Here is a 22,953-nt window from a genome sequence, read left to right as displayed (position 1 = left end):
TCAAAGTTAACTTGTGGTAATTTATCAACCTAAAAGCTTCCAAAACTGAACCAGTTGGTATTTTCCATGAAACATATGTTATGGAAAAAGACCGATACGAAAGTGTATACGTTCATATGCCGCGTTTTTGGTTAGCAAAGGCAGGGGAATCTATTCCTGTAAATAGGCAACGTGAAACTGCACGAGCACGTATGAAACCATAATAAAAGCGACTATCCAACGGATAGTCGCTTTACAGTCCTTCTTACGATAAAGCAGGTGCTTTTTCAAGAAGCTCTTTTGCATCTGCATATTGTAAACCATGTGCTTCTGCAACTGCTTCAAATGTTACGTAGCCATCTAATGTATTAATACCTTTTAATAAGGCAGTGTTATCTAAGCAAGCTTTTTTGTAGCCTTTGTTTGCGATTTGTACTGCGTATGGTACTGTTACGTTTGTTAACGCAAGTGTTGATGTACGCGGAACCGCACCAGGCATGTTTGCAACTGCGTAATGAACAACGCCATGTTTTTCATAAGTTGGGTTGTCATGTGTTGTAATGCGGTCAGTTGTTTCAAAAATACCACCTTGGTCAATTGCGATGTCAACTACAACAGAACCTGGTTCCATAGATTGAATCATTTCTTCTGTTACAAGTTTTGGCGCTTTTGCACCTGGAATTAATACTGCACCGATAACAAGGTCAGATTCTTTTACAGCTTCTGTGATGTTATATGGGTTAGACATTAATGTTGTTACTTGGTTGCCGAAGATATCATCTAATTGACGAAGACGATCTGGGCTTAGGTCGATAATTGTTACTTCCGCGCCTAGACCAACGGCAATTTTCGCTGCGTTTGTACCAGCTTGACCACCGCCGATAATTGTTACTTTGCCGCGTTTTACTCCTGGAACGCCTGCAAGTAAAATACCTTTACCGCCCTTTGTTTTTTCAAGGAATTGTGCACCAATTTGTGCAGACATGCGACCTGCTACTTCACTCATAGGTGCAAGCAGTGGTAAAGAACGATTGTCTAATTGAACTGTTTCATAAGCGATACCAACTACTTTGTTGTCAATTAATGCTTTTGTTAATTCTGGTTCTGGAGCTAAGTGTAAGTATGTGAATAAAATTAAGCCTTCGCGGAAATAACCGTATTCACTTGGAACTGGCTCTTTTACTTTCATAACCATCTCTTGATTCCAAGCTTCTTGTGCTGTTTCTACAATTGTTGCGCCTGCTTCAACATACGCTTCATCTGTAAATCCAGACCCTAAACCAGCACCTTTTTGAACAAAAACTTCATGACCGTTGTGAACTAAATGAACAACACCCGCTGGTGTCATTGCTACACGATTTTCATTGTTTTTAATTTCTGTCGGTACACCGATACGCATTAAAAATCCCCCCTTGAAATGATAAAAATTACCCCTAAATAATTCTAGCATTTATACTTTTATAAAGCGCTTTCTATTCTCTTATATTTTATCATAATTTTTCATTTTTTGACAAAAAGACTACGAGTTATCCGATAGAATTTGTCTAATTTTGACGATATCGATGAATGACATCAATTGCTCCGGTTACTTCTATAATGGTTCCCGTAATCATATCTGAATCTTCCTCACATAAAAATGAAATTGTACGAGCGATATCTTCCCCTGTACCAGAACGACCAATCGGTGTACGATGATCGGATAATGTACGTGCCTTAGCAATTGTTGCTTCTTTCATATCACCAATAATATCACCAGGACATATCATATTTGATGTAATCCCATATTCAGCTTCTTCATAAGCAATTGTTTTCGTAAGTGAGACTAGTCCGACTTTTGCAGCCGCAAAAGCAGAGCGATATACCCATCCTGGCGCGCTATCCGCTCCTTGAAATCCATAATTCACAATACGACCAAATTTTTGCTGACGCATAATAGGAACAACAAGCTTTAATAAATGAAATACGGCCGTTAAATTCCCATGAATCATTTCATTCCATTCATCATCATTATATTCAACTAACTTTTTACGCTCGAATACGTAAGGACCTGCATTATTAATGAGAAAATCAATGCGGCCAAAACGATCCATCACTTTTGTTACTACTGTATGTAAATCTTCTTGTTTCGTTACATCTGCTTGCACAAATTGCATGCGATGTGCAAGATGTTTATATTGCCGCTTTAACATTTCCATCGCTTGTACATCACTGCGATATGTTACTGTTATCGAATAACCTTTATGTAATAAACTCTCTGTTACCCTCTTCCCTAAACCTTTTGTACCGGCTGTAATGAGCGCATGTCTCACAAACATAAGCCTCCTTTTTTCTTGCTATAATTCATATGTAACAACTTCTTCATTTAATTACAACTAAAATGTTTGACAGAAACGTTACAGAGTTTTCAAAATTCTGTAACGTTTCTGTCAAACAATTTTCCATAATTTCCTTTATAATAAAGATGTAAAGAGTTATAACGCTTATAAAATGGGGAGGAATTGTTCATGAATAATACATATACAAATATTTTAATTGCAGTCGACGGCTCTAAGGAAGCTGAAAAAGCATTTAAAAAAGCAATTCAAGTAGCAAAACGTAACGATGCTACATTAACAATCACTCATATCGTTGACGTTAAGGCTTACTCTGCGGTAGAAGCATATAGCCGTGCCATCGCAGAACGCGCAAATTTATTTGCAGAAGATTTATTAGAAGACTACAAAAAGGTTGCACTAGAAGCAGGTGTTACAAAAGTAGAAACTGTATTAGAGTTTGGAAATCCAAAATCAAAAATCTCAAAAGATATTGCACCGAAGCACAAAGTTGATTTAATTATTTGCGGTGCAACTGGTTTAAATGCAGTAGAACGTTTCTTAATCGGTAGCGTCTCTGAACATATTATTCGCTATGCGAACTGCGATGTCCTTGTTGTTCGCGGCGAAGAAGAACAAGGTGAAATTTAATAACTTTAATAAATTCGCACCAAGCCTCTATGTAATAGGCTTGGTGTTTTTTCATTCCTGTTAAATAAAGTGAAACTTTAATCAATGGGGGTTTTCTTCATCCCCCACTGATTATCAGCCCTCACCAATCGGACTTTTACGGGCAGTTTATCTCCCGCCTAAACTTCTTAAGAAAAGCGGAAGCGGCTCGTCCAGAATGTGAGGGGGATGGAGCTTCTGACGTAGAGGTGCTTTTTACCTCGCAGGAAGAAGCGAAGCCACCGAACATTCTAGCCACTGGAACTGGACAATGCTTCCGCTGAATTTTGAGGCGGGAGTATTACTGCCCGCAAATAGCGGGATAAAATTCTCCTCTGCGGTTATGATAAGAAAAAAGAAATGGGAGAGATAACATGGAAAGTTCTGAACGTATTATACTTGATTTAAATAGGCAAGAAATCGACATGGTAGAAACAATTTGTGCCCACTTTAAAGAAAAACACGGTGTAGAATTAAGTCATGGCGCACTATTTCGCGACTTAATGGACATCGAATATATTCGTATTACAGAAGGAAAGCACAAATACGAATAAAAATATAGACGGTAGGTTGCTTATATGATACAAGCAACCTTTTCCTTTATGCATACACTATATATATATGTCCAAGCATAAAGGTGTGATTTTTTTTGAATAATGAAAAGAAAACAAACAGCGAAACCACAGTTAAAAGCAAACGCACTACTCCGTTTATAAACTTATGCATCTTTACTCTTTCCGGCTGTAATGTATCAGAAAAAGAAATTAAGAAGCAAGTTGAATTAGCAACAAAAATATGGAAGATAGAATTTGTTATTACTAGCATCACAATGCTGAAAGATTTTTCTATTCGAACGAATGATACTTCATTTCGGAAAAAACAAAGTAAAAATATAAAACAATTATTTAGCGAAAGAAAATATCTCTTTCCAAATCCAAATAGCATTTCAATCTTTTATACAAATGCAAGACACCTCTCAAATAATACAACGGGACGATCGTTCTCTTCCCTTATGACAAAAAGCCGTTTTAATCATATTATTCTCACAAAATCTTCATTAGAAAATACACTTGCGCATGAACTCGGACATATTTTATTCTACTCTCATCGAAAACTACAAGGAAAAAATCCAGATACAAACTCGTATCGAACACATAGTCTAGATTCTAAAAATATTATGTTTGGAACTGCCACAACCCGTAAAAGGCAAACAACATCCCTGCAAAGAACGAAAGCATTAGAAAGTACATTAATTAAATATAGGTAACCATTATGAAAACCCCCGTGAAATATTACATGTTCACGGGGGTTTCTACTCGCTCTTTCGCCTTTTGAAGTGCTTGCCCAATTTGTTCGAATCCTGTACCGCCTGCACTGTTTCTTCTTTTTACTGCCGCGTATGGCGAAAGTACTTCATATAAATCCTCCTCAAATAATGGGCTCATCTCTTGATAGGTTGCTAACGGTAAATCTAGTAAATATACACCTTTATTAATGCAAAGAAGAACAAGCTTCCCTACAATTTCATGTGCCTGACGAAACGGTAAACCTTTACTCGCTAAATAATCTGCGATCTCGGTCGCATTTGAAAAGTCTTGCGTAACAGCTTTCGACATAATATCTTTTTTCACCGTCATCGTCTCAAGCATACCGGCCATTACATGTAAACACCCTTTTACTGTATTAACTGTATCAAACATACCTTCTTTATCCTCTTGCAAATCTTTATTATAAGCAAGCGGCAATCCTTTCATTACGGTTAATAGGCTAAATAAGTTACCATATACTCTCCCTGTTTTACCGCGAATGAGTTCAGCCATATCCGGATTTTTCTTTTGCGGCATAATGCTGCTGCCCGTTGCATAACTATCGCTCATTTCAATAAACTGAAATTCTTGACTGCTCCATAAAATCAGTTCTTCACAAAAACGCGATAAATGCATCATTAATATAGAAGCATTACTTAAAAATTCAAGAATGAAATCGCGGTCGCTTACTGCGTCTAAACTATTCTCATATATCCCATCAAACCCGAGCAACTGGGCACTATATTCACGATCAATCGGGAATGTTGTCCCAGCAAGTGCACCAGCTCCGAGCGGAGAAATGTTAATACGACCTAGTGAATCTGTAAAACGATTTGCATCTCGCTCTAACATCCAAAAGTATGCAAGAAGATGATGCGCAAAAGAAATTGGCTGTGCGCGCTGTAAATGCGTATATCCTGGCATAATTGTTTCAATATGTTTCTCTGCTTGCACTGTAAGTACAGTCTGCACTTGCTTCACTGCCTCGATAATATACTGTACTTCATTTCGCAAATACAAATGCATGTCGGTTGCTACTTGATCATTACGACTTCTTCCTGTATGCAGCTTACCGCCAACTTCCCCAATATGCTGAATTAACATCTTTTCAATATTTAAATGAATATCTTCTGCTTCAACAGAAAACGTAAGCTCCTGCTTCTTTGCTTTTTCCAGTAAATACTGAAGGCCGTTTTTAATTTTTTCTCCTTCTTCCGCTGTTACGATGCCGCATTTCACGAGCATCGTAACATGCGCAATACTTCCTTCTATATCTTCTACCGCTAACTGTTGGTCAAAGGAGATGGAAGCTCCAAACTCCTCGACCCACTGTTCAGCCTGCTCAGTAAAACGTCCTCCCCAAAGTTTACTCATGCCTCCACCTTCTTCTGATTCACTTGGCTGTATACTTTTGTCGGTAAACCAAATAATGAAATGAAACCAACAGCTGCATCGTGATTAAATTCATCTTCTACTGTATACGTCGCTAATTTTTCATCGTATAAAGAATACTTTGATTTACGCCCTTCTACAATTGCATGTCCTTTAAATAGTTTCACACGTACTGTACCTGTTACATGTTTTTGCGTTTCTTGTAAAAAGGCAACAAGAGCATCTTTTAAAGGTGAGAACCATAAGCCGTTATAAATTAACTCTGTTAATTTTTGTTCAATCATCGGTTTAAAATGCGCTACTTCTTTTACAAGCGTTAAATCTTCTAATTCCTTATGTGCAGTAATTAACGTCATCGCTGCTGGGCATTCATACACTTCACGCGACTTAATACCGACAAGACGATTTTCTACATGGTCAATGCGACCAACCCCATGCTTACCAGCAAGAGAATTTAACGATTTAATTAACTCTGACAAAGAATAAGATACACCATTTAATGTTGTTGGCACCCCTGCTTCAAACCCAATTTCTACAAATTCTGGTTTGTTTGGTGTATTCTCCAGTGCTAGTGTCATTTCATATGCTTCTTCTGGTGGCGCTGCCCATGGATCTTCTAAAATTCCACACTCATTGCTTCGTCCCCATAAATTTTGATCAATTGAAAACGGACTGTCTAAGTTAATCGGAATTGGTACATCATTTTCTTTTGCATACGCAATTTCCTCTTCACGTGACCATTTCCATTCACGTACCGGTGCAATCACTTCTAAATACGGATTTAACGCTTGAATAGAAACTTCAAAACGTACTTGGTCGTTTCCTTTTCCAGTACATCCATGTGCAACTGCACTTGCTCCTTCCGCCTCTGCGATTTCTACCAATTTCTTCGCAATTAATGGACGAGATAATGCAGATACAAGTGGATATTTCCCTTCGTATAACGTGTGAGCTTGCAGTGCTTTTAATGCATATTCATTCGCAAATTCTTCTTGCACGTCAATCATATACGATTTAATAGCTCCAACGGATAATGCCTTTTCTTTCACAAATTCTAAATCTTTTCCTTCTCCTAAATCTAAACAAAGTGCAATAATATCGTATCCTTTTTCTTGTAACCACTTAATTGCAACGGAAGTATCAAGGCCTCCGGAATATGCTAATACAACTTTTTTGTTCTCCATTTTATATCCCCCTAAAAAGAATATTTATTCATTATTATTAATATTAATTCATAATTTATCATCTTTTAAAAAATGGCGCAAGGGATATTTGCAAATATTTTTCAAACAATTTCATCGAAGTTCGTTCTCTTTTTCGATACAATAGAAACAGAAAATGGAGGGAAGAGGCATGAAACGATATTTCACATATAATGAGCATCTAGGAATTGAAATACCTGATTTACAAGAAGAATGGGAAGAGATTCCTACAGCTATGCAGCATGCCATTTTATTAAAGTGGGAACAAATTCGCGGGAAAATACCTGATCGGATTCAAGAACTTGAACATACTATTAACACGAAACAACATAAATTAAATAATGAAGAAAACTTTGAGCTTTCCTGTAAATTGAATACAGAAATTGCCGATCTTGCTTCCATCATTAACGACCTTTGGCTTTGGTATCGTCTCACTCAAAATGTTTCTGAAGGGAAGGCGCATCAGTAAAGAAAATAAGCTATATAAATACAAATTAAAAACCTCTTTCTTTTTAGATGAGCGAATGCAGGTCATGTGTTATTCTGCATAGCTTCGACTTATATGTTGAAACTTCCATCAGTGGAGCCCTACTGATGGAAATTTTTGACCAATTAAGTTATTATGGACGACTATCTTCTTTTTTCTATCACGAGGAAATGTAAACGTTTTCGAATGTGAATAAATAAAAAAGAATGCTTTCCCATACACTAAATATATTAGCATCATGATGAAATATTCTTTTAGCTACGGTGAATGTATACTATTATTCGTATTTTTCTTTGCAGAAATAGAAAGCATACTTTCTTGGTAAGTAATGTTTTCCATCAAACGATAGACTAACTCATCTAACTCTTGGCTACACACAACTACCTTTTCATGGTTAAACCCGTGCATTCTTACAAGTTCAATTAGTTCCTCCCTTTTTTTCTCTATACTTGCTTGTATATCTATCATCTTCATACGAATCTCTCCAGTCATCGCTAATATGACTCGAATTATAGAGAATATTCACCTTAAAACGAATATTATGTAATTAATTAAAGTACATTTCTGGAGAAATACAGGTTGAAAAACAAACATAAAAACCCCTTTCTTTTTAAGCGGGTAAGAGCATCTGGCCATGCATAGAAGCGGTCAGGGCCTTTTCCTGCCACGTACAAGGGTTAAATAAAAGGGAGAGCGCGAACAAAAATTCATTTTTCATAACAAAAAAACTTTCGACAGAAAATATTAGTTTATTACACCATTTCCCCTCAAACTTTAACTAAATTTCACCTTAAACCCTCATATTTACGAAGTATGTAGGTTTTTCTTTGCCCATTTTCAAGTTCCAACAACATACATTTTTTAAGAGTATGATATAATAGTATAAAATCTTTTACAGAAAGGATTTAGATATCATGATCGCTCGAAGGAGCATGTGGCATCGAAAAGACGAATCTTACACGTAGCGTATTTTTTTGCTTAGATATTTTGTCTAGCGAAAAAAATACGAAAGTGGGGAAATTATGATTGCCCGAAGGATAATTTGGCAACGAAAAGACTCTTCTTACACATAGCGTTCTGTTTAGGTTGTATGACACTTACTAAACAAAACCTAGAAGAGAATAGGATTGCTAAATAAAAAAATCCTACTCTAAGTTTTGTTTAGTCTACTTTAGGCCTAAACTAAAACGAAAGTAGGGAGAATTGATGGACGAGAGGATTATTCGTTATTTCTTCAGTGATATATAGCGTAGTTAGACGTATGTAAACTAACTGCTGCTATATAGGCGTAGTTAGTTTACGAAAAACAGAAAACTACTAACTACGGAGAGAAGGAATAACGATGGAGAACATCCAAAGTCGACGAATTATTAAAGAAATTTTTATGGTTTTACTTGGTTCATTTATTTTAGCTACCGCGCTATATCACATTCATTTTCAAAACCACTTAACTGAAGGTGGCTTTGTCGGAATCGCACTGTTTATACAAAACTTTTTTGATATTTCACCATCCATTTCAACTGTTTTAATGGATATTCCAGTCATTTTACTATGCGCTGCATTTTTAGGTAAAAAAATGGTCGGCTATTCATTTATCGGTTCGATTTCATTCGGAGTGTTTTATTCTTTAATGGAAAATTATTCTCCGTTTACGGTCGATTTATCTAATCATTTATTTGTAGCTGCAGTACTAGGCGGAGCTTTAGCTGGAGTTGGACTTGGTTTTATTTTACGATTCGGCGGTGCAACAGGCGGAGATGATATTTTAACAATTGTATTAAGCAAAAAAACGCGCTTTACAGTTGGGCAAATTTTCTTCGTTTTTGACGTAATTGTCATTGCACTTTCATTATACTATTTAACATGGACTGAGATTGCCTTTACGATTCTTTCCCTTGCTGTGCAAGCGAAAGCACTAGATTTAATCTATTATCCAGCAGAGGAAAAGAAAACAGTGGCAATTCCATTATCAAAACAACATGCAACAAATTAGAAGCGAAAGGCAACTGCCTTTCGCTTTTTACTTTTGGCGTAAATAACGCATTTGATAAAATCGATTCGCAAATTCTGTTACACTCCGCGTTAACCGATAATTCACCGTTGATCCAACCGCAATCCCAAGTACTGGTACGCCTTGAAACAACTTGCGGCGCAGTGAATAAATAATGAACGTTTTCAAAATTTGTTTTAGTAGTACTTGTACAGATGCTGGATTTACTACTTCCTCTTCTCCCTCATAAAAGAATGGAGCTGGTTCTTCTTGTTCTAACTCTTGCAGTAAGTTATACCAAGCATACTGCTGCAAATGCGCTGGCAATATAGCCGCATGAAACACTTTTAACGCTAACATCATTTCATACGGTTTATTCACATCATGGCCAAATGATGTGGCGATAAGCTGCACAGCTTTCACATTTAAACCAATCAATACAGGAAAATCTGCGCTTAATAATAAAAAGCCGCCAATTCCTGTTGCTCCTCCTTGCACGAAAGAATATAAACGATGACGAGCTGTTTGCTGTTCTGCTATGTATGTTAATTGATGAATAGATAATCCTTTCATTTCTTCAATATGTTCAATGGAATCATCGAATAAACGTGCCGTTCCCAAAATCCGCCCCCGTGCATCGAGCTGTGACTGCGAACTTTGAATGAACGCATGTAAATGAAAGAGCCATCCATCTACTTTTGAAAAAAATTCATTTCGTTTCTTATCTGGCAACTTCGAAAATGTACGATTTAACCATTTATCAAATATTTGCTGAAAATCCGTTGATTCATGTTGCGCTAGTTGCTGCTCCCAGCTTTTTAGATCATGTAAAATTCGTTCCTCACCCTTTGACAGCATACAAACAACCCCTTGGATTTTTTCTATATTGTAACATATTTGCTGCGAGAGGCTGTACGCCCTGCTTTTTTCTGAAAGATATGTTATTTTCAAATAAATCGGGATAAAGTGAAACTTTAATCAGTGGGGGTTTTCTTCATCCCCCACTGATTATCAGCCCTCACCAATCGGGCTTTTACGGGCAGTTTATCTCCCACCTAACTTCTTAAGAAAAGCGGAAGCGGCTCGTTCAGAATCGCAGGACGCCCACGCCCCTGACAGAGAGGCGCTTTTTGCCTCGTCCGAGGGGGCGAAACGGCCGGAGATTCTAGCCGCTAGAGCTGGACAACAAAGAAATGTGGAAGTGGCTCGTCCAGAATGTGAGGGGGATGGAGCTTCTGACGTAGAGGTGTTTTTTACCTCGCAGGAAGAAGCGAAGCCACCGAACATTCTAGCCACTGGAACTGGACAATGCTTTCGCCGAATTTTGAGGTGGGAGTATTACTGCCCACAAATAGCGGGATAAAAAAGGGAGATATATTATGTATCCACGTGCGAAAGCCTTAGGTATTATTACATACAATGATTGTATCCTTGTTGAAGAATATAACGAAAAACATGAAAGTGGTGAGGGATGTTATTACCGACCGCTTGGAGGAACGATTGAATTTGGAGAATACGCGGCGCAAACTGTTATCCGAGAATTTGAAGAAGAACTTGGCGTCACTGTAGAAATCATTACATACGTAGGCTGTTTAGAAAACATCTTTCAAATAGACAACACAATTGGCCATGAAATAGTCCAATTATATTCTGTCTGCTTTTCAAACAAAGAACTTTATAAACAGAAGGAGATAACCTATCTTATGCTGTATGGATCCCAATTGAAACGTTTTTACAAGGGAAAAAAACATTATACCCAAACGGATTAACTGAGCTTCTTTCCCAAAAAACAACATAAAAAAAGACGGGAATCATCCCGTCTTTTTTATATATTAACCAATATTTCCAATACGTACTACGTCACGAGCAATCATAACTTCTTCGTCTGTTGGAATTACGATTACTTTTACTGGAGAATGTGGGAAGTTAATGAATGCTTCTTCACCGCGAATATCGTTGCGTTTTGGATCGAAGTATACGCCCATAAACTCAAGACCTTCTAATACACGCTCACGAATTAGTGCACTGTTCTCACCAATACCAGCTGTAAAGATGATTGCGTCTACACCTTTCATACGAGCTGCATAAGAACCGATATATTTGTGAATACGGCCTACAAATACATCCATTGCTACTTCTGCACGGTGGTTTCCTTCTTCTTCAGCCTTTTCAATGTCACGTAAGTCACTTGAGAATCCAGAAAGACCTAACATACCACTTTTCTTATTTAATACGTTAAGAACTTCATCTACAGTTTGTCCTGTTTTCTTCATGATATATGGAATTAACGCAGGATCAAGGTTACCAGAACGTGTACCCATTGTTACACCAGCAAGTGGAGTGAAGCCCATAGAAGTATCGATAGATTTTCCGCCCTCAACAGCTGCGATACTTGCACCGTTACCTAAGTGACAAGAAAGTAAACGTAAGCTTTCAAGTGGACGGCCTAATAATTCAGCTGCGCGCTCTGTTACATACTTATGAGAAGTACCGTGGAAACCGTATTTACGAACGCCATATTTCTCGTAGTATTCATATGGTAAGCTGTATAAGAAAGATTCTTCCGGCATTGTTTGATGGAATGCTGTATCGAATACTGCAACTGATGGTACGTTCGGAAGTACCGCTTGGAACGCTTTAATCCCAATAACGTGCGCTGGATTATGAAGTGGCGCTAATTCACTTAAAGCATCGATCTCTGCTAATACTTCGTCAGTAATTAAAGCAGAATCATCAAATTTTTCACCGCCGTGTACAATGCGGTGACCAGTCCCGCTAATCTCATCAAGAGATTTAATAATACCAGTTTCAGTTAATTTGTTTAAAAGCATATTAACCGCAACTCCATGGTCTGCGATATCTGTTACTTCTGTTTGTTTCTCACCGTTCACAGTAATTGTAAATATGCTATCTTCTAAGCCGATACGCTCTACTAAACCTTTTGTTAATACTGTTTCACTTGGCATTTCAAATAATTGGAACTTCAAAGAAGAACTTCCAGCATTAATCGCGATGATTTTTGACATCTAGTCTTTCGCCCCTTTTTCTTTTGTTAGCCGTGTGGAATACTTCCACAAACCGCTCAATTTTATGTCTTCAATTTTTGTCAGCTAACAAAACTGTTTCACTGATAAAATTTAATACTCACGATTTTTATTTAAACATCGTACGACATATATTTCAAGTGAAAAAATTGTAACACAACATTTTTTTTTATATTACAGATTTATCTTTTTTTATTTTTCATCTTGTATATATTACTTAATCTTTTCCAAAACAAAAAACTGTATTATATATCTACACAAATCTGTTACACAGTAATCCGTTTTACTGCTCTGCAATAAACCAACCATTAATTTGCTGCATAATATTCTCCATCGCTTGCATATTAGAGAATTTCGGTAATTCTACCAATAGCGCTTGTTTTGGCATTTTTACGTTTTGCCCCTTCTTTTGGAGAACAAATATACTTTTTGCATTTTTTTCATTCTTAAACATGGATACAGGTAACTGTAGTAATCCTTGCACAAAACATGTTTCTTTAATAAACGCATGAAGCTTTGGTGCTTGATCGCTTTCAAAAATGAAGTTTGGTACTAAGAAAAATAAATAGCCGCCTTCTTTTATATGTTTTACACTTTGTTCAACAAACAAATGATGTGCATAAGACATCCCTGCGTCTGCTTTTAACGTATATTCACTTGCACCGATTTCGTTTGGATAATAACCGACTGGTAAATCACACACAACTGCATCAACTGGATCAATATAAAGAGAAGCTAGTCCATCTTGATTAAAAAACTCGACCGATTGTTTTTGTAAATTTGCATTGACTAATGCAAGTTTAACAAGCAAGTCATCCACATCTACTCCAAAGCCACTCATCGTTGTACCTTCTGGGCAACCATTCAAGATTGTCGTCAATAAATTGCCCGTTCCGACTGCAGGATCTAGTACAATTATTTCCTTTTGATCCTTCATAAATTTATGGAATAAATAACTCATAAACATCCCAACTGCATCAGGCGTCATTTCATGATTTGCTTGTACGCCGTCTTTCATCCCTTTTAAGATGGCAAGTTGGAACGCTTTGCGAATTTCTTCGCCTTTATAGTTTTCTTCATTAAACTTGCTATATTCACGCTCTAACCGTTCAATTGTTGGTTGTTCTAAGCCTTCTTGTAAAATTGTTCCTTCAAATAAATTATCACCTGTTTCTACAAGTGCTTCTAAATACGTTATATCTAATTCTTTACGTAAAATTACGGCAGAAGAATCAAAAATAGAAAATAATGTTTCTACTGTTGAACTCACGAAAATTCCTCCTTCAAACTAAAATACACATAACTTATATCATACCATATTCTCAATTTTTTTTAAAAAACAGACGTAAAAACCACTTTTTTTAGATGGACGAGAGCATCTGGCCATGCACAGAAACGGTTAGACCCCTTTCCTGCCACATGCAATATGAAAACAAAGGGAGAGAAAACGAGTGTCGATCACTTTTTGTTCTGCATAGCAGTGACTCATGTTAAAAAATCAAAATGGATTTATACATCGATACTTACTATCATAAAAAAACGACCTCTTTATTAAGAGGTCGCTTTTTGTTGCCTATATTACTTTGCAGCTTTTGCTGCTTCTAATGCTGCTTCGTAATTTGGATGGCTTGTTCCTTCGCTTACGTATTCTACGTAAACAACTTTGTCGTTGCTATCTACTACGAATACTGCACGTGCAAGTAAACGAAGTTCTTTCATTACAACACCGTATGCCTCACCAAAAGAAAGATCGCGGTGATCAGAAAGCGTTACAACGTTTTCTAAACCGTTAGCTGCACACCAGCGCTTTTGAGCAAATGGTAAATCAACGCTAATTGTTAATACTTTTGCATTTTCAATGCTAGCTGCATCTTCGTTGAAACGACGAGTTTGCGCATCACATACACCAGTATCAATAGATGGTACAACACTAATCAATTTCACTGCGCCTTTATATGTTTCTAAAGTTACCGGAGATAAATCATTTGCTAACACTTGGAAGTTTGGTGCTTGGTCGCCTACTTTAACTTCTGTGCCAACTAAAGTGATTGGGTTTCCTTTAAACGTTACGTTTGCCATTTGAAAATCCTCCCTTTTCTAAAAAACAAAGTATGTACAGTGTAAATGATAGATGTTCAGTAAACAGAATGCAACTGAATCGCTCTGTTTTTAGAAAAAAGAAGCTAATCGCTCGATTAGCTTCTTTTTCTTATATTTCATACTCCGGCTGTTCATCCTTTTGTTTGTTCATCATTTCTTTCACTTTATCAACTGCCTGCGGTGCCAATTCCATTATTTTATCAAGTATATGTGTCTGTTTATCTAAATGAAGCACTTTCACACCTTCACTATTTACAATGAGAAAAGCAACCGGATTAATGGAAACACCGCCGCCGCTACCGCCGCCAAATGGATGATGATTATTATTTTGAAGTTTCCCAAATTCACTACCACCTGCCGCAAAGCCAAAGCTTACTTTAGAAACCGTTAAGATAACACTTCCATCAGGTGACTGAATGGGATCACCGATGATTGTATTTACATCAATCATATGATTTAAATGCTGCATCGCTGTTGTCATTAATCCTTGAATTGGATGTTCCATATAATCCCCCCTATATTTATCCCGCTATTAACGGGCAGTAAAGGCTTGAGAAGAGCAGGGAAGAAAGCTGCCCGTAAAAGCCCGATTGGTTCAACTAATAATCAGTGGGGGATGAAAAAAATCCCCACTGATTAAAGTTTCACTTTATTGCTGCATCGCATTATCTGTCGTAATAACTCCTTGCTTCTTCAGAAACATAAACAACTGAATCCCCGTCTTAACTGCACGATATATACGAAACGAAGCCGTTAATTCACAATGGGATGCCACCGTTTTCCCTTGAAAAATTGGAGTAATTTCAAGCTGCGGTGCACCAATAATTTCTACATATTGACCAGTAACGCCAACAATGATTCCTTTTACCGACCATACATAGCCTGTAATAACTCCAGTACTCGCTGCATCACCTGTTCCAATTTGCGAATACCATCTCCAATTGTTGATTTTCACTTTTTGAAGAAAATCTTTAAACATAGTATGGATTTCTTGCAGCCTTTTTATAATCTCAGCTGCGCTGTCAAGCAATGCCACAAATTTATCCTCGGTTCCGCCTTCCTCCCCTGCTTTGTCAATTTTTTGACCTGTTTTCCTTTGCTGCTTTTCAATACGTTCTAGCACATCAAACGTATAATGAATCATCCATATCTTCACTTGAAACAAACATTGTTTTTCTGTTTCTGTATATAACAAACTAATTTTTAGCGATAATTTCGATAATAAAATAAGTAAGACAAACAAAATAAGTATTCCAATTCCAATCGCAAGCCACTTCATCGTACCATCCTTTCATTCCGTATTCATTATCGACACGGCATGAAAAAAATAAACAAAATTGAAAATATAGATTTTTCTAAAAACAGAAGGGTTTTTCATATTTTTATCGAAATATACTATTTGAACATATTATTTACTGCATGGAGGGATACAAAATGGAAGATCGTCGCAATTTATTTTTCTTTTACGGTGATGATAAAGCAACGCTTATCAAAAAAATGAAACCAGTATACGACATTTTAAAAGAAAACGGATTTACCATATTAGACCATCCAAAACACGCAAATGCTATCGTTAGTGTTGGCGACGACGGTACATTTTTACAGGCTGTTAACAAAACAGGATTTCGTGAGGATTGTTTATACGCAGGGGTTTCAGCAACAGATGATATTTCCTTTTACTGTGACTTCCACATCGACCATGTGGATAGCGCCCTTCAAGAAATCACAAAAAATGAAATTGAAGTAAGAAGATATCCAACAATTCAAGTAACTGTCGATCATGACACATCTTTTCATTGCCTAAATGAATTCTCACTACGCTCTAGCGTAATTAAAACATTTGTATTAGATGTGTACATCGATGATTTATATTTTGAAACATTCAGAGGGGATGGCTTAGTCGTTTCTACCCCAACAGGAAGCACTGCATATAATAAATCACTAAGCGGAGCTGTCGTAGATCCATTAATTCCATGTTTCCAAGTAAGTGAACTTGCTTCTTTAAATAACAATACGTACCGGACCCTTGGTTCTCCATTCATCTTAGGCAACAATCGTACGTTAACATTCAAATTAACTCATAATGAAAAACATTATCCTGTCATGGGTATGGATAACGAAGCATTGAGTATTAAACAAGTCGAAAAAGCTGTTGTTCGTTTAAGCGATAAGCAAATCAAAACAGTGAAACTAAAAAATAATTCGTTCTGGGAAAAAGTACAAAGAACGTTTTTATAAAGTGAAACTTCCTTTTGGAGTGTTCTTCTCCAAAAGGTTAGCCCCACCAATCGGGCGCATGCCAGCAGTTTTCTTCCCTGCTCTTATCCAGCCTTTATTTCTTATATACAACTTCACCATCCACAACCGTCATCATAACGTCTATCTCTTTTATTTCCTCTTCCTGCACGTTAAATATATCTCTATCTAATACAGTAAAATCCGCCTCATACCCCGCTGCAATTTTCCCGCGTCTTTCTTCTTTTCCAATCGCATATGCGCTTCCTGTTGTGAACAGCGAAACAGCTTCGAATACTGTTAATCTTTCTTCTGGCATGTAACAGTTTCCATCCACAAAGCTCTTTCTTGTTACGGCGCTGTATATACCTAAAAGCGGATTGACCTGCTCGATTGGTGCATCCGAACCACCCGCGCAGTGTAAACCAGCAGAAAGAAGTGTTTTCCATGCATACGCATACCGAAGTCGCCGCTCCCCTAGCTTTTCAATCACAGATGGAAAGTCAGAAGAGACAAAGACAGGTTGAATATCTAAAATCGCTGGGAGCTTCTTCATGCGCCGTATTAACTCTTCACGCGCAAGCTGACAGTGAATAATACGATCACGCTGTCCTTCTTTTGGCGGATGCATTTCAAGCGCATCAATCACATATTCAAGCGATAGATCACCAATTGTATGAATGGCGACAGGCATATGAAATTCTCGTGCTTGTTTGACGAGTTCCGCAAGCTCTTCACGAGAAAAAATAGCAACACCGTTCGTTTCCTTTGCATCTGCATATGGTTCAGTAAGTAGCGCTGTCCGCCCGCCAAAGGAACCGTCTGAAAAGATCTTTATTGCTCCGAACTCAATATAATGCGTATTCTCATATTGCTCACGTTCGTGTGCTACTTCATGATGGACAAGAAGATGCGCTTTAAACGGTAATTCTCGAATTACTTCCGTAAAGGCATTGTACGTTTTTTGAAAACCGCCATAATAGTTTAAATCTTCTGTATGACCGCCAACTAATCCATATTTCCAACAATCGTGAATTGCGGTTTGCAGTGCCTTCGTTAAATAAACTGCATCGATTTCCGGTAGAATAGGAGCGATTAAGTCCTGCGCTTGTTCATACAATAAACCTGTGAATTCACCATGTTGATCGCGGCCAATTTTTCCGCCTTTCGGGTCTTCTCTATCTTGCATAATCTCAGCTTTCTCAAGAATATAAGAGTTCACCAACGTTACATGACGGCAAATGCGTTTCAATAAAATAGGATGATGAAGTGACAAATTATCTAAATCACGTTTATGTACATCTTTTCGATCTGTAAAATTATTTTCATTCCAACCCTCACCAATAATCCATTCTCCTTGCTTCGTTGCCTTCACTCGCTCAGCAACAAGGTTTAGTACTTCCTGATAAGATGTGCATGCTGATAAATCTAAGCGAAGTAATCGTTCTCCGTGTCCAATAAGATGCATATGGCTATCGACAAAACCAGGGAGTATTGTTTTCCCTTCTAAATTGAAGGACTGTTTCGGCTGATACCGTGCCTCTAGTTCTTCTTTCCTTCCAGCAGCAATAATTTTATCGTTTTCTAAATAAACTGCTTCTACGGCTGCTCCTTCTGCTTCCATCGTATAAATCTTTCCGCCGTGCCAAAGTTCTCCCATTTTTTCTCCCTCCTAAATTTTACCCTTATAATCATTTTTGTTATTTCAATCTTCTCACAATGTTATTATAAAACACCCCTCTGATTAAACAAAAAAACCCAATTCTATTCGGATAGAATCGGGAAGAGTGAAGTGTACAACATTACTTCGAAGCTAATTCCATTTCACGTTTTCGCAGCTCTACGCGACGAATTTTACCGGAAATTGTTTTTGGCAATTCTTTCACAAACTCAATTTTACGCGGGTATTTATAAGGCGCCGTTAATTCCTTTACATGGTCTTGCAGAAGCGGAATTAACGTGCTGTCTTGCTCATCGACATTTTCTTTTAACACGATAAAGGCTTTTACGATATTTCCTCGTATTTCATCTGGACTTGCCACAACCGCACACTCTCTGACATATGGATGTTTGACCAGTGCATCTTCCACCTCGAATGGCCCGATTGTATAGCCGGAGCTAATAATAATATCGTCGCCTCGTCCTTCAAACCAAAAGTAGCCATCTTCATCCTTTTTGGCTTGATCACCTGTAATATAATAATCGCCGTGAAATTGCATAGCCGTACGCTCCGGATCTTTATAGTACTGTTTAAATAATGCCGGTGTTTTCACATGCACAGCAATATCTCCTACTTCCCCCGGAAGAACTGGCTTACCATCCTCATCTACAATATCAACTTGATTGCCCGGCGTTGGTTTCCCCATCGAACCAGGTTTTATTTCCATTCCTTTTAATACGCCAACAAGTAATGTATTTTCTGTTTGACCATATCCATCACGAACCGTTACTTGAAAATAATTTTGAAACGTATCAATAACCTCTCTGTTCAATGGCTCTCCTGCCGAAACTGCACTATGCAAGGAAGATAAGTCATATCGCTGCAAGTTCTCCACTTTCGCCATTAAACGATATTCAGTCGGCGTACAGCACAGTACATTCACTTTGTTATCACTTAATAATTGTAAATATGTTTCTGGATCAAATTTCCCGTGATATACAAATCCAGTTGCACCTGAACCGAGCGTCGCAAGAAACGGACTCCACACCCACTTTTGCCACCCTGGACTTGCTGTTGCCCATACAACATCATTCTCTTCGATTGCTAACCAATTTGCAGCGCTCGTACGAAGATGAGCATACGCCCAAGCATGTGTATGTACAACGCCCTTTGGATTGCCTGTCGTTCCAGATGTATACGATAAGAAAACCATATCATCACACTTTGTCTCTGCCATTTCTAATACTGCGCTCTCTGCTTTAAGTGCTTCCCCTATGTTATTCCAGCCTTCTAGCGATTTTTCACTTAATACAAATTTACGAAGGGAATGTACTGCTTCGATTCCGTCGAATTGGCCCACATACGGTTCATAACTCACAATCGCTTTTACTTCCCCATGCTCAATGCGGTATTCAATATCTTTTTTACGCAGCATTTCTGAACTTGGAATGACAACAAATCCCGCTTTAATTGCGGCAATATACGTCATATATGTTTCAATAAGACGCGGCATCATAATAAGAAGCTTGTCCCCTTTTTGCAGACCGCTTTTTATAAAAGCGTTTCCAATTTTATTTGCTCCTTCTAACAATTCCCCATATGTGACTTTCCTTTTATTCCCTTGATCATCTTGCCAAATAAGCGCAAGCTTATTTGGCTCATGTGCATAACGCTCCATTTCTTCGACTAAATTATACATCGGCGGCGCTAATAGCTCTTCCCGATTCATACTCTTCCCCCTTTATTATGTCCATCTTCTCTTTAATAATAAAGAATTTTCTGTAAATTTAAAACCCCCTTCTTTTGACAAATTGGTTTATATTTTGACTAGTTGGCTACAATAGTAGATGTTTTCTCTTATTTTTGACATAAAACAACAAAAAGAAAGAGCGGGAAATCCCGCTCTCTCTAAGCCATTATATATAGTTGTTATCGTTGGAAACCGCCTAATTGTTGTTCAGCCATTGCAACTAAACGTTTTGTAATTTCACCACCAACAGATCCGTTAGCACGAGATGTTGCATCTGGTCCAAGTTGTACACCAAACTCTTGAGCAATTTCGTATTTCATTTGATCTAAAGCAGCTTGTGCACCAGCAACTGCTAATTTACTTGTGTTTGCCATATGGTATCACCTCCTTGTGAGTATAGAGTGTGATAAACTATATAGCTTCATACATATCTTTTGATGGTAATTTATGGTTTTAAAATAAATCTTCGAATTTTTCTTCTTCTGCTACTTCTACTGTTTGCAATACCATTTTTTCTGTATTCGCAACAGCGGATTCAATAAGCGGTGTAAAATCATAGTATGACTCAAATTTATTCGCTTTTTCACGTTTCGGTTTTGTTGTTGGACTTGCTGGCGTAAAGACTGTGCAGCAATCTTCATACGGACGAATTGAAATGTCGTACGTACCGATTTCGTTTGCAATCTTAATAATTTCTAGCTTATCCATTGCAATAAGCGGACGGATAATTGGGTAATTTGTCACTTCGTTAATCGTGTGCATACTATCTAACGTTTGACTCGCTACTTGTCCAAGGCTCTCACCTGTCGAAAGAGCAAGCGCGTTACGCTCTTCTGCAATACGCTCTGCAATGCGCATCATCATACGGCGCATAATTGTCATCGAATAGCTAGATGGAATTTCTTTATTAATTGTTTTTTGAACCTCTGTAAACGGTACAAGATGAAGTGTCACTCGTTTACAATACTTCGTTAGCTCCTGTGCTAAGTCAATTACTTTCTGCTTTGCACGCTCGCTCGTAAACGGTGGACTATGAAAATGAACAGCTTCCACTGATACGCCGCGCTTCATTGTTAAGTAAGCTGCAACTGGGCTATCAATACCACCAGAAAGAAGAAGCATTACCTTTCCACCAACACCAACTGGAAGACCGCCAGCTCCCATGCGCTCATCACACATAATATAGCTATAACCGCTTCGAATTTCAACGCGGATATTTACATCTGGATTATGAACATCTACTGTAATATCCTCTGTATTTTGTAAAATATACCCGCCGATTTCTGGAAGCAGTTCCATCGTTTGCATCGGGAAATGTTTGTAAGAACGGTGAACTGTAATTTTAAATGTTTTTACATCACGCTTTACTTGCAGAAAAGCAGCAAGGGCTCCTTTTTTAATTTCTTCTAAATCTGTTGGCACTTTCATTGCTAAGTTAAACTTATGAATACCAAACACGTCTTTTAATTTATCCGCAACCGCTTCATGATCTTCACCATTTAACTGAATATACATGCGGTCATGCGTCGCATCAATTTTTAAGTTTGGAAATTTTTTTAATTTATGTTTCACATTATCTTTTAATGTACTTACAAACTTCGAACGGTTCTTTCCTTTTGTTGTCATTTCGCCGTAGCGAACTAAAATATATTCGTATGTCATCATCTTTCTTTACCTCATCACTTCATATAATTTTGGCAATGTTTCTTTTATAATTCCTTCGAATTGTTTTACTTCTTCCATCGTATTTTCCGCAGTTAAACTTATGCGAATCGCACTTTCTGCTACCGCATGCGGCAAGCCCATCGCTAGTAAAACGTGGCTTACTTCGTTTACTCTTGAAGAACAAGCAGATTTCGTTGAAACATACACACCACGTTCTTCCAAAGCATGCACAACAACTTCTGGCTTTAATCCCACAAATGATACGTTTAAAATATGCGGTGCCGTATGTTCTTTCGGTGTATTAATGGTAACATCCTTCATGCCCTTAAACATACGAATAAGTTCTTCCTTTAACGCTCGAAGATGCTCCGTATTTTCTGACTGTTTTTCTAAAGTCATTCGCAAAGCTTTTATCATCGCAACAATTCCTGGCAAGTTTTCTGTACCAGAACGGTAACGCTGCTCTTGTCCACCACCCGATAAAACCGAATCGAGCCTAACACCATCACGAACATATAGAATTCCTGTTCCTTTTACACTATGGAACTTATGTCCCGAAATCGTGCAAAGGTCAATATGGTTTTTATACAAATCAAGCGGCACTTTTCCAATTCCTTGCACATGATCGACATGAAATCGTACTTTCGGATAGTTCGCTAATAACTTACCAACTTCACCAACAGGCTGAATCGCTCCTGTTTCGTTATTGACGTGAATCATGGAAACAAGAATGGTATCATCTCGAAGAGCTCGTTTTACATCTTCTACTGATACAACACCATTTTCATTTACCGGCAAATATGTAACGTCAAAACCAAGATTTTCTAATTGTTTATATGCTTCAAACACAGAAGCGTGTTCAATGTCTGTTGTAATCATATGCTTACCACGGGAGCGATTTCTCATCGCAATCCCCTTAATTGCAAGGTTATTTCCTTCTGTTCCTCCAGACGTAAAGACAATTTCTGAAGGCTTTACACGAAGAAGCTGAGCTGCAATCGTCCGTGATTGCGTTAATAAACGCTCTGATTCTCCTCCAAGGGAATGAATAGAAGAAGGATTTCCAAAGTATTTTCCTGCAACTGTCACATAAGATTGCAAGGCTTCCGGGTACGGCTTTGTCGTCGCACTATTATCAAAGTAAATCATTGTTATTCCCCT

The 22,953-nt window shown here is 37.8% G+C and carries 23 protein-coding genes and 1 pseudogene; 8 read left to right on the top strand and 16 right to left on the bottom strand.

Going from position 1 to position 22,953, the window contains the following annotated elements:
• Nucleotides 1–23: 23 nt before the first annotated feature.
• The gene (locus tag MR076_RS08565; RefSeq protein WP_313897317.1) at nt 24–203 is read left to right on the top strand and encodes a monooxygenase family protein; all 180 of its coding nucleotides are present in this window, start codon (nt 24–26) and stop codon (nt 201–203) included.
• Nucleotides 204–244: 41 nt separating this feature from the next.
• Here the strand turns inward: MR076_RS08565 and ald are convergent, their stop codons facing one another.
• Both ald and MR076_RS08555 read right to left on the bottom strand, forming a co-directional pair.
• Nucleotides 245–1,378, bottom strand: coding sequence for an alanine dehydrogenase (gene ald / locus MR076_RS08560; protein WP_242219657.1), 1,134 nt, complete (start codon nt 1,376–1,378; stop codon nt 245–247).
• 145 nt (nt 1,379–1,523) lie between these two features.
• Nucleotides 1,524–2,294, bottom strand: coding sequence for an SDR family oxidoreductase (locus tag MR076_RS08555; RefSeq protein ID WP_242219654.1), 771 nt, complete (start codon nt 2,292–2,294; stop codon nt 1,524–1,526).
• A 189-nt stretch (nt 2,295–2,483) separates the two neighbouring features.
• On the opposite strand from MR076_RS08555, the gene MR076_RS08550 reads away from it, so the two are divergent.
• The 3 genes from MR076_RS08550 to MR076_RS08540 all read left to right on the top strand — a co-directional run bounded on the left by MR076_RS08550 (nt 2,484) and on the right by MR076_RS08540 (nt 4,227).
• Nucleotides 2,484–2,942 carry a universal stress protein gene (locus MR076_RS08550; RefSeq protein WP_242219653.1) on the top strand — a complete coding sequence of 153 codons (459 nt, stop codon included), beginning with the start codon at nt 2,484–2,486 and terminating at the stop codon, nt 2,940–2,942.
• A gap of 392 nt (nt 2,943–3,334) precedes the next feature.
• Nucleotides 3,335–3,514, top strand: a complete 180-nt coding sequence (locus MR076_RS08545; protein ID WP_242219651.1) for a ProA domain protein — start codon at nt 3,335–3,337, stop codon at nt 3,512–3,514.
• 95 nt (nt 3,515–3,609) lie between these two features.
• The gene (locus MR076_RS08540; protein WP_035435675.1) at nt 3,610–4,227 is read left to right on the top strand and encodes a hypothetical protein; all 618 of its coding nucleotides are present in this window, start codon (nt 3,610–3,612) and stop codon (nt 4,225–4,227) included.
• A gap of 25 nt (nt 4,228–4,252) precedes the next feature.
• Here the strand turns inward: MR076_RS08540 and argH are convergent, their stop codons facing one another.
• Together argH and MR076_RS08530 are read right to left on the bottom strand one after the other, a co-directional pair.
• On the bottom strand, nt 4,253–5,641 hold the full coding sequence (argH, locus tag MR076_RS08535; protein WP_242219649.1) for an argininosuccinate lyase: 1,389 nt from the start codon (nt 5,639–5,641) through the stop codon (nt 4,253–4,255).
• Nucleotides 5,638–6,843 (bottom strand): argininosuccinate synthase, encoded by a 1,206-nt coding sequence (locus MR076_RS08530; RefSeq protein ID WP_035435679.1) that lies wholly within the window; start codon nt 6,841–6,843, stop codon nt 5,638–5,640. The genes argH and MR076_RS08530 overlap by 4 nt, the downstream gene beginning before the upstream one ends.
• A 169-nt stretch (nt 6,844–7,012) precedes the next feature.
• Between MR076_RS08530 and MR076_RS08525 the strand changes: the two genes are divergently transcribed.
• Complete coding sequence (locus tag MR076_RS08525) at nt 7,013–7,330, top strand: radical SAM protein (RefSeq protein ID WP_242219648.1); 318 nt, start codon at nt 7,013–7,015, stop codon at nt 7,328–7,330.
• A gap of 276 nt (nt 7,331–7,606) precedes the next feature.
• Here the strand turns inward: MR076_RS08525 and MR076_RS08520 are convergent, their stop codons facing one another.
• Nucleotides 7,607–7,822, bottom strand: a complete 216-nt coding sequence (locus tag MR076_RS08520; protein WP_035435683.1) for an aspartyl-phosphate phosphatase Spo0E family protein — start codon at nt 7,820–7,822, stop codon at nt 7,607–7,609.
• Nucleotides 7,823–8,690: 868 nt separating this feature from the next.
• Here MR076_RS08520 and MR076_RS08515 point away from each other — a divergent pair.
• Entirely contained in the window at nt 8,691–9,341 is a 651-nt protein-coding gene (locus MR076_RS08515; RefSeq protein WP_242219646.1) for a YitT family protein, read from the top strand.
• A 27-nt stretch (nt 9,342–9,368) separates the two neighbouring features.
• On the opposite strand, the gene MR076_RS08510 is transcribed toward MR076_RS08515, so the two are convergent.
• A complete protein-coding gene (locus MR076_RS08510) occupies nt 9,369–10,196 on the bottom strand; it encodes an EcsC family protein (RefSeq protein WP_242219644.1) in 828 nt (275 codons plus the stop codon).
• Nucleotides 10,197–10,717: 521 nt separating this feature from the next.
• Here MR076_RS08510 and MR076_RS08505 point away from each other — a divergent pair.
• Nucleotides 10,718–11,136, top strand: a pseudogene (locus MR076_RS08505) (NUDIX hydrolase).
• 34 nt (nt 11,137–11,170) lie between these two features.
• Here MR076_RS08505 and MR076_RS08500 read toward each other — a convergent pair.
• The 5 genes from MR076_RS08500 to MR076_RS08480 all read right to left on the bottom strand — a co-directional run bounded on the left by MR076_RS08500 (nt 11,171) and on the right by MR076_RS08480 (nt 15,761).
• Nucleotides 11,171–12,364, bottom strand: a complete 1,194-nt coding sequence (locus MR076_RS08500) for an acetate kinase (protein ID WP_242219642.1) — start codon at nt 12,362–12,364, stop codon at nt 11,171–11,173.
• A gap of 301 nt (nt 12,365–12,665) precedes the next feature.
• A complete protein-coding gene (locus MR076_RS08495) occupies nt 12,666–13,652 on the bottom strand; it encodes a class I SAM-dependent methyltransferase (protein WP_242219640.1) in 987 nt (328 codons plus the stop codon).
• Between the two features lie 308 nt (nt 13,653–13,960).
• A complete protein-coding gene (gene tpx, locus MR076_RS08490) occupies nt 13,961–14,461 on the bottom strand; it encodes a thiol peroxidase (RefSeq protein ID WP_035435695.1) in 501 nt (166 codons plus the stop codon).
• Nucleotides 14,462–14,591: 130 nt separating this feature from the next.
• On the bottom strand, nt 14,592–14,987 hold the full coding sequence (gene ytfJ / locus MR076_RS08485; protein ID WP_242219638.1) for a GerW family sporulation protein: 396 nt from the start codon (nt 14,985–14,987) through the stop codon (nt 14,592–14,594).
• Nucleotides 14,988–15,131: 144 nt separating this feature from the next.
• A complete protein-coding gene (locus MR076_RS08480) occupies nt 15,132–15,761 on the bottom strand; it encodes a DUF2953 domain-containing protein (RefSeq protein WP_242219635.1) in 630 nt (209 codons plus the stop codon).
• Between the two features lie 155 nt (nt 15,762–15,916).
• Between MR076_RS08480 and MR076_RS08475 the strand changes: the two genes are divergently transcribed.
• Complete coding sequence (locus tag MR076_RS08475; RefSeq protein WP_242219633.1) at nt 15,917–16,720, top strand: NAD kinase; 804 nt, start codon at nt 15,917–15,919, stop codon at nt 16,718–16,720.
• A gap of 94 nt (nt 16,721–16,814) precedes the next feature.
• On the opposite strand, the gene MR076_RS08470 is transcribed toward MR076_RS08475, so the two are convergent.
• From MR076_RS08470 to MR076_RS08450, 5 genes are all read right to left on the bottom strand, one after another.
• Nucleotides 16,815–18,377 (bottom strand): amidohydrolase, encoded by a 1,563-nt coding sequence (locus tag MR076_RS08470; RefSeq protein WP_242219631.1) that lies wholly within the window; start codon nt 18,375–18,377, stop codon nt 16,815–16,817.
• A 142-nt stretch (nt 18,378–18,519) separates the two neighbouring features.
• On the bottom strand, nt 18,520–20,106 hold the full coding sequence (gene mbcS, locus MR076_RS08465; protein WP_242219629.1) for an acyl-CoA synthetase MbcS: 1,587 nt from the start codon (nt 20,104–20,106) through the stop codon (nt 18,520–18,522).
• A gap of 200 nt (nt 20,107–20,306) precedes the next feature.
• The gene (locus MR076_RS08460; protein ID WP_242219627.1) at nt 20,307–20,501 is read right to left on the bottom strand and encodes an alpha/beta-type small acid-soluble spore protein; all 195 of its coding nucleotides are present in this window, start codon (nt 20,499–20,501) and stop codon (nt 20,307–20,309) included.
• A gap of 79 nt (nt 20,502–20,580) precedes the next feature.
• Entirely contained in the window at nt 20,581–21,792 is a 1,212-nt protein-coding gene (thiI, locus tag MR076_RS08455) for a tRNA uracil 4-sulfurtransferase ThiI (RefSeq protein WP_242219625.1), read from the bottom strand.
• A 6-nt stretch (nt 21,793–21,798) separates the two neighbouring features.
• Complete coding sequence (locus tag MR076_RS08450) at nt 21,799–22,941, bottom strand: cysteine desulfurase family protein (RefSeq protein WP_242219623.1); 1,143 nt, start codon at nt 22,939–22,941, stop codon at nt 21,799–21,801.
• Nucleotides 22,942–22,953 lie beyond the last annotated feature (12 nt).

Source organism: Bacillus cereus group sp. BfR-BA-01380, from assembly GCF_022663535.1.
Lineage (GTDB): Bacteria > Bacillota > Bacilli > Bacillales > Bacillaceae_G > Bacillus_A > Bacillus_A cereus_BB.
The sequence above is the reverse complement of the archived record's forward strand: the minus strand, read 5'-3'. Positions and strand labels throughout refer to the sequence as shown.

Bases quoted from the DNA above. Each gene is read 5' to 3' on its own strand.
- ald (WP_242219657.1), bottom strand. From the start codon at position 1,378: ATGCGTATCGGTGTACCGACAGAAATTAAAAACAATGAAAATCGTGTA.
- MR076_RS08555 (WP_242219654.1), bottom strand. From the start codon at position 2,294: ATGTTTGTGAGACATGCGCTCATTACAGCCGGTACAAAAGGTTTAGGG.
- MR076_RS08550 (WP_242219653.1), top strand. From the start codon at position 2,484: ATGAATAATACATATACAAATATTTTAATTGCAGTCGACGGCTCTAAG.
- MR076_RS08545 (WP_242219651.1), top strand. From the start codon at position 3,335: ATGGAAAGTTCTGAACGTATTATACTTGATTTAAATAGGCAAGAAATC.
- argH (WP_242219649.1), bottom strand. From the start codon at position 5,641: ATGAGTAAACTTTGGGGAGGACGTTTTACTGAGCAGGCTGAACAGTGG.
- MR076_RS08530 (WP_035435679.1), bottom strand. From the start codon at position 6,843: ATGGAGAACAAAAAAGTTGTATTAGCATATTCCGGAGGCCTTGATACT.
- MR076_RS08525 (WP_242219648.1), top strand. From the start codon at position 7,013: ATGAAACGATATTTCACATATAATGAGCATCTAGGAATTGAAATACCT.
- MR076_RS08520 (WP_035435683.1), bottom strand. From the start codon at position 7,822: ATGAAGATGATAGATATACAAGCAAGTATAGAGAAAAAAAGGGAGGAA.
- MR076_RS08515 (WP_242219646.1), top strand. From the start codon at position 8,691: ATGGAGAACATCCAAAGTCGACGAATTATTAAAGAAATTTTTATGGTT.
- MR076_RS08510 (WP_242219644.1), bottom strand. From the start codon at position 10,196: ATGCTGTCAAAGGGTGAGGAACGAATTTTACATGATCTAAAAAGCTGG.
- MR076_RS08500 (WP_242219642.1), bottom strand. From the start codon at position 12,364: ATGTCAAAAATCATCGCGATTAATGCTGGAAGTTCTTCTTTGAAGTTC.
- tpx (WP_035435695.1), bottom strand. From the start codon at position 14,461: ATGGCAAACGTAACGTTTAAAGGAAACCCAATCACTTTAGTTGGCACA.
- ytfJ (WP_242219638.1), bottom strand. From the start codon at position 14,987: ATGGAACATCCAATTCAAGGATTAATGACAACAGCGATGCAGCATTTA.
- MR076_RS08480 (WP_242219635.1), bottom strand. From the start codon at position 15,761: ATGAAGTGGCTTGCGATTGGAATTGGAATACTTATTTTGTTTGTCTTA.
- MR076_RS08475 (WP_242219633.1), top strand. From the start codon at position 15,917: ATGGAAGATCGTCGCAATTTATTTTTCTTTTACGGTGATGATAAAGCA.
- MR076_RS08470 (WP_242219631.1), bottom strand. From the start codon at position 18,377: ATGGGAGAACTTTGGCACGGCGGAAAGATTTATACGATGGAAGCAGAA.
- mbcS (WP_242219629.1), bottom strand. From the start codon at position 20,106: ATGAATCGGGAAGAGCTATTAGCGCCGCCGATGTATAATTTAGTCGAA.
- MR076_RS08460 (WP_242219627.1), bottom strand. From the start codon at position 20,501: ATGGCAAACACAAGTAAATTAGCAGTTGCTGGTGCACAAGCTGCTTTA.
- thiI (WP_242219625.1), bottom strand. From the start codon at position 21,792: ATGATGACATACGAATATATTTTAGTTCGCTACGGCGAAATGACAACA.
- MR076_RS08450 (WP_242219623.1), bottom strand. From the start codon at position 22,941: ATGATTTACTTTGATAATAGTGCGACGACAAAGCCGTACCCGGAAGCC.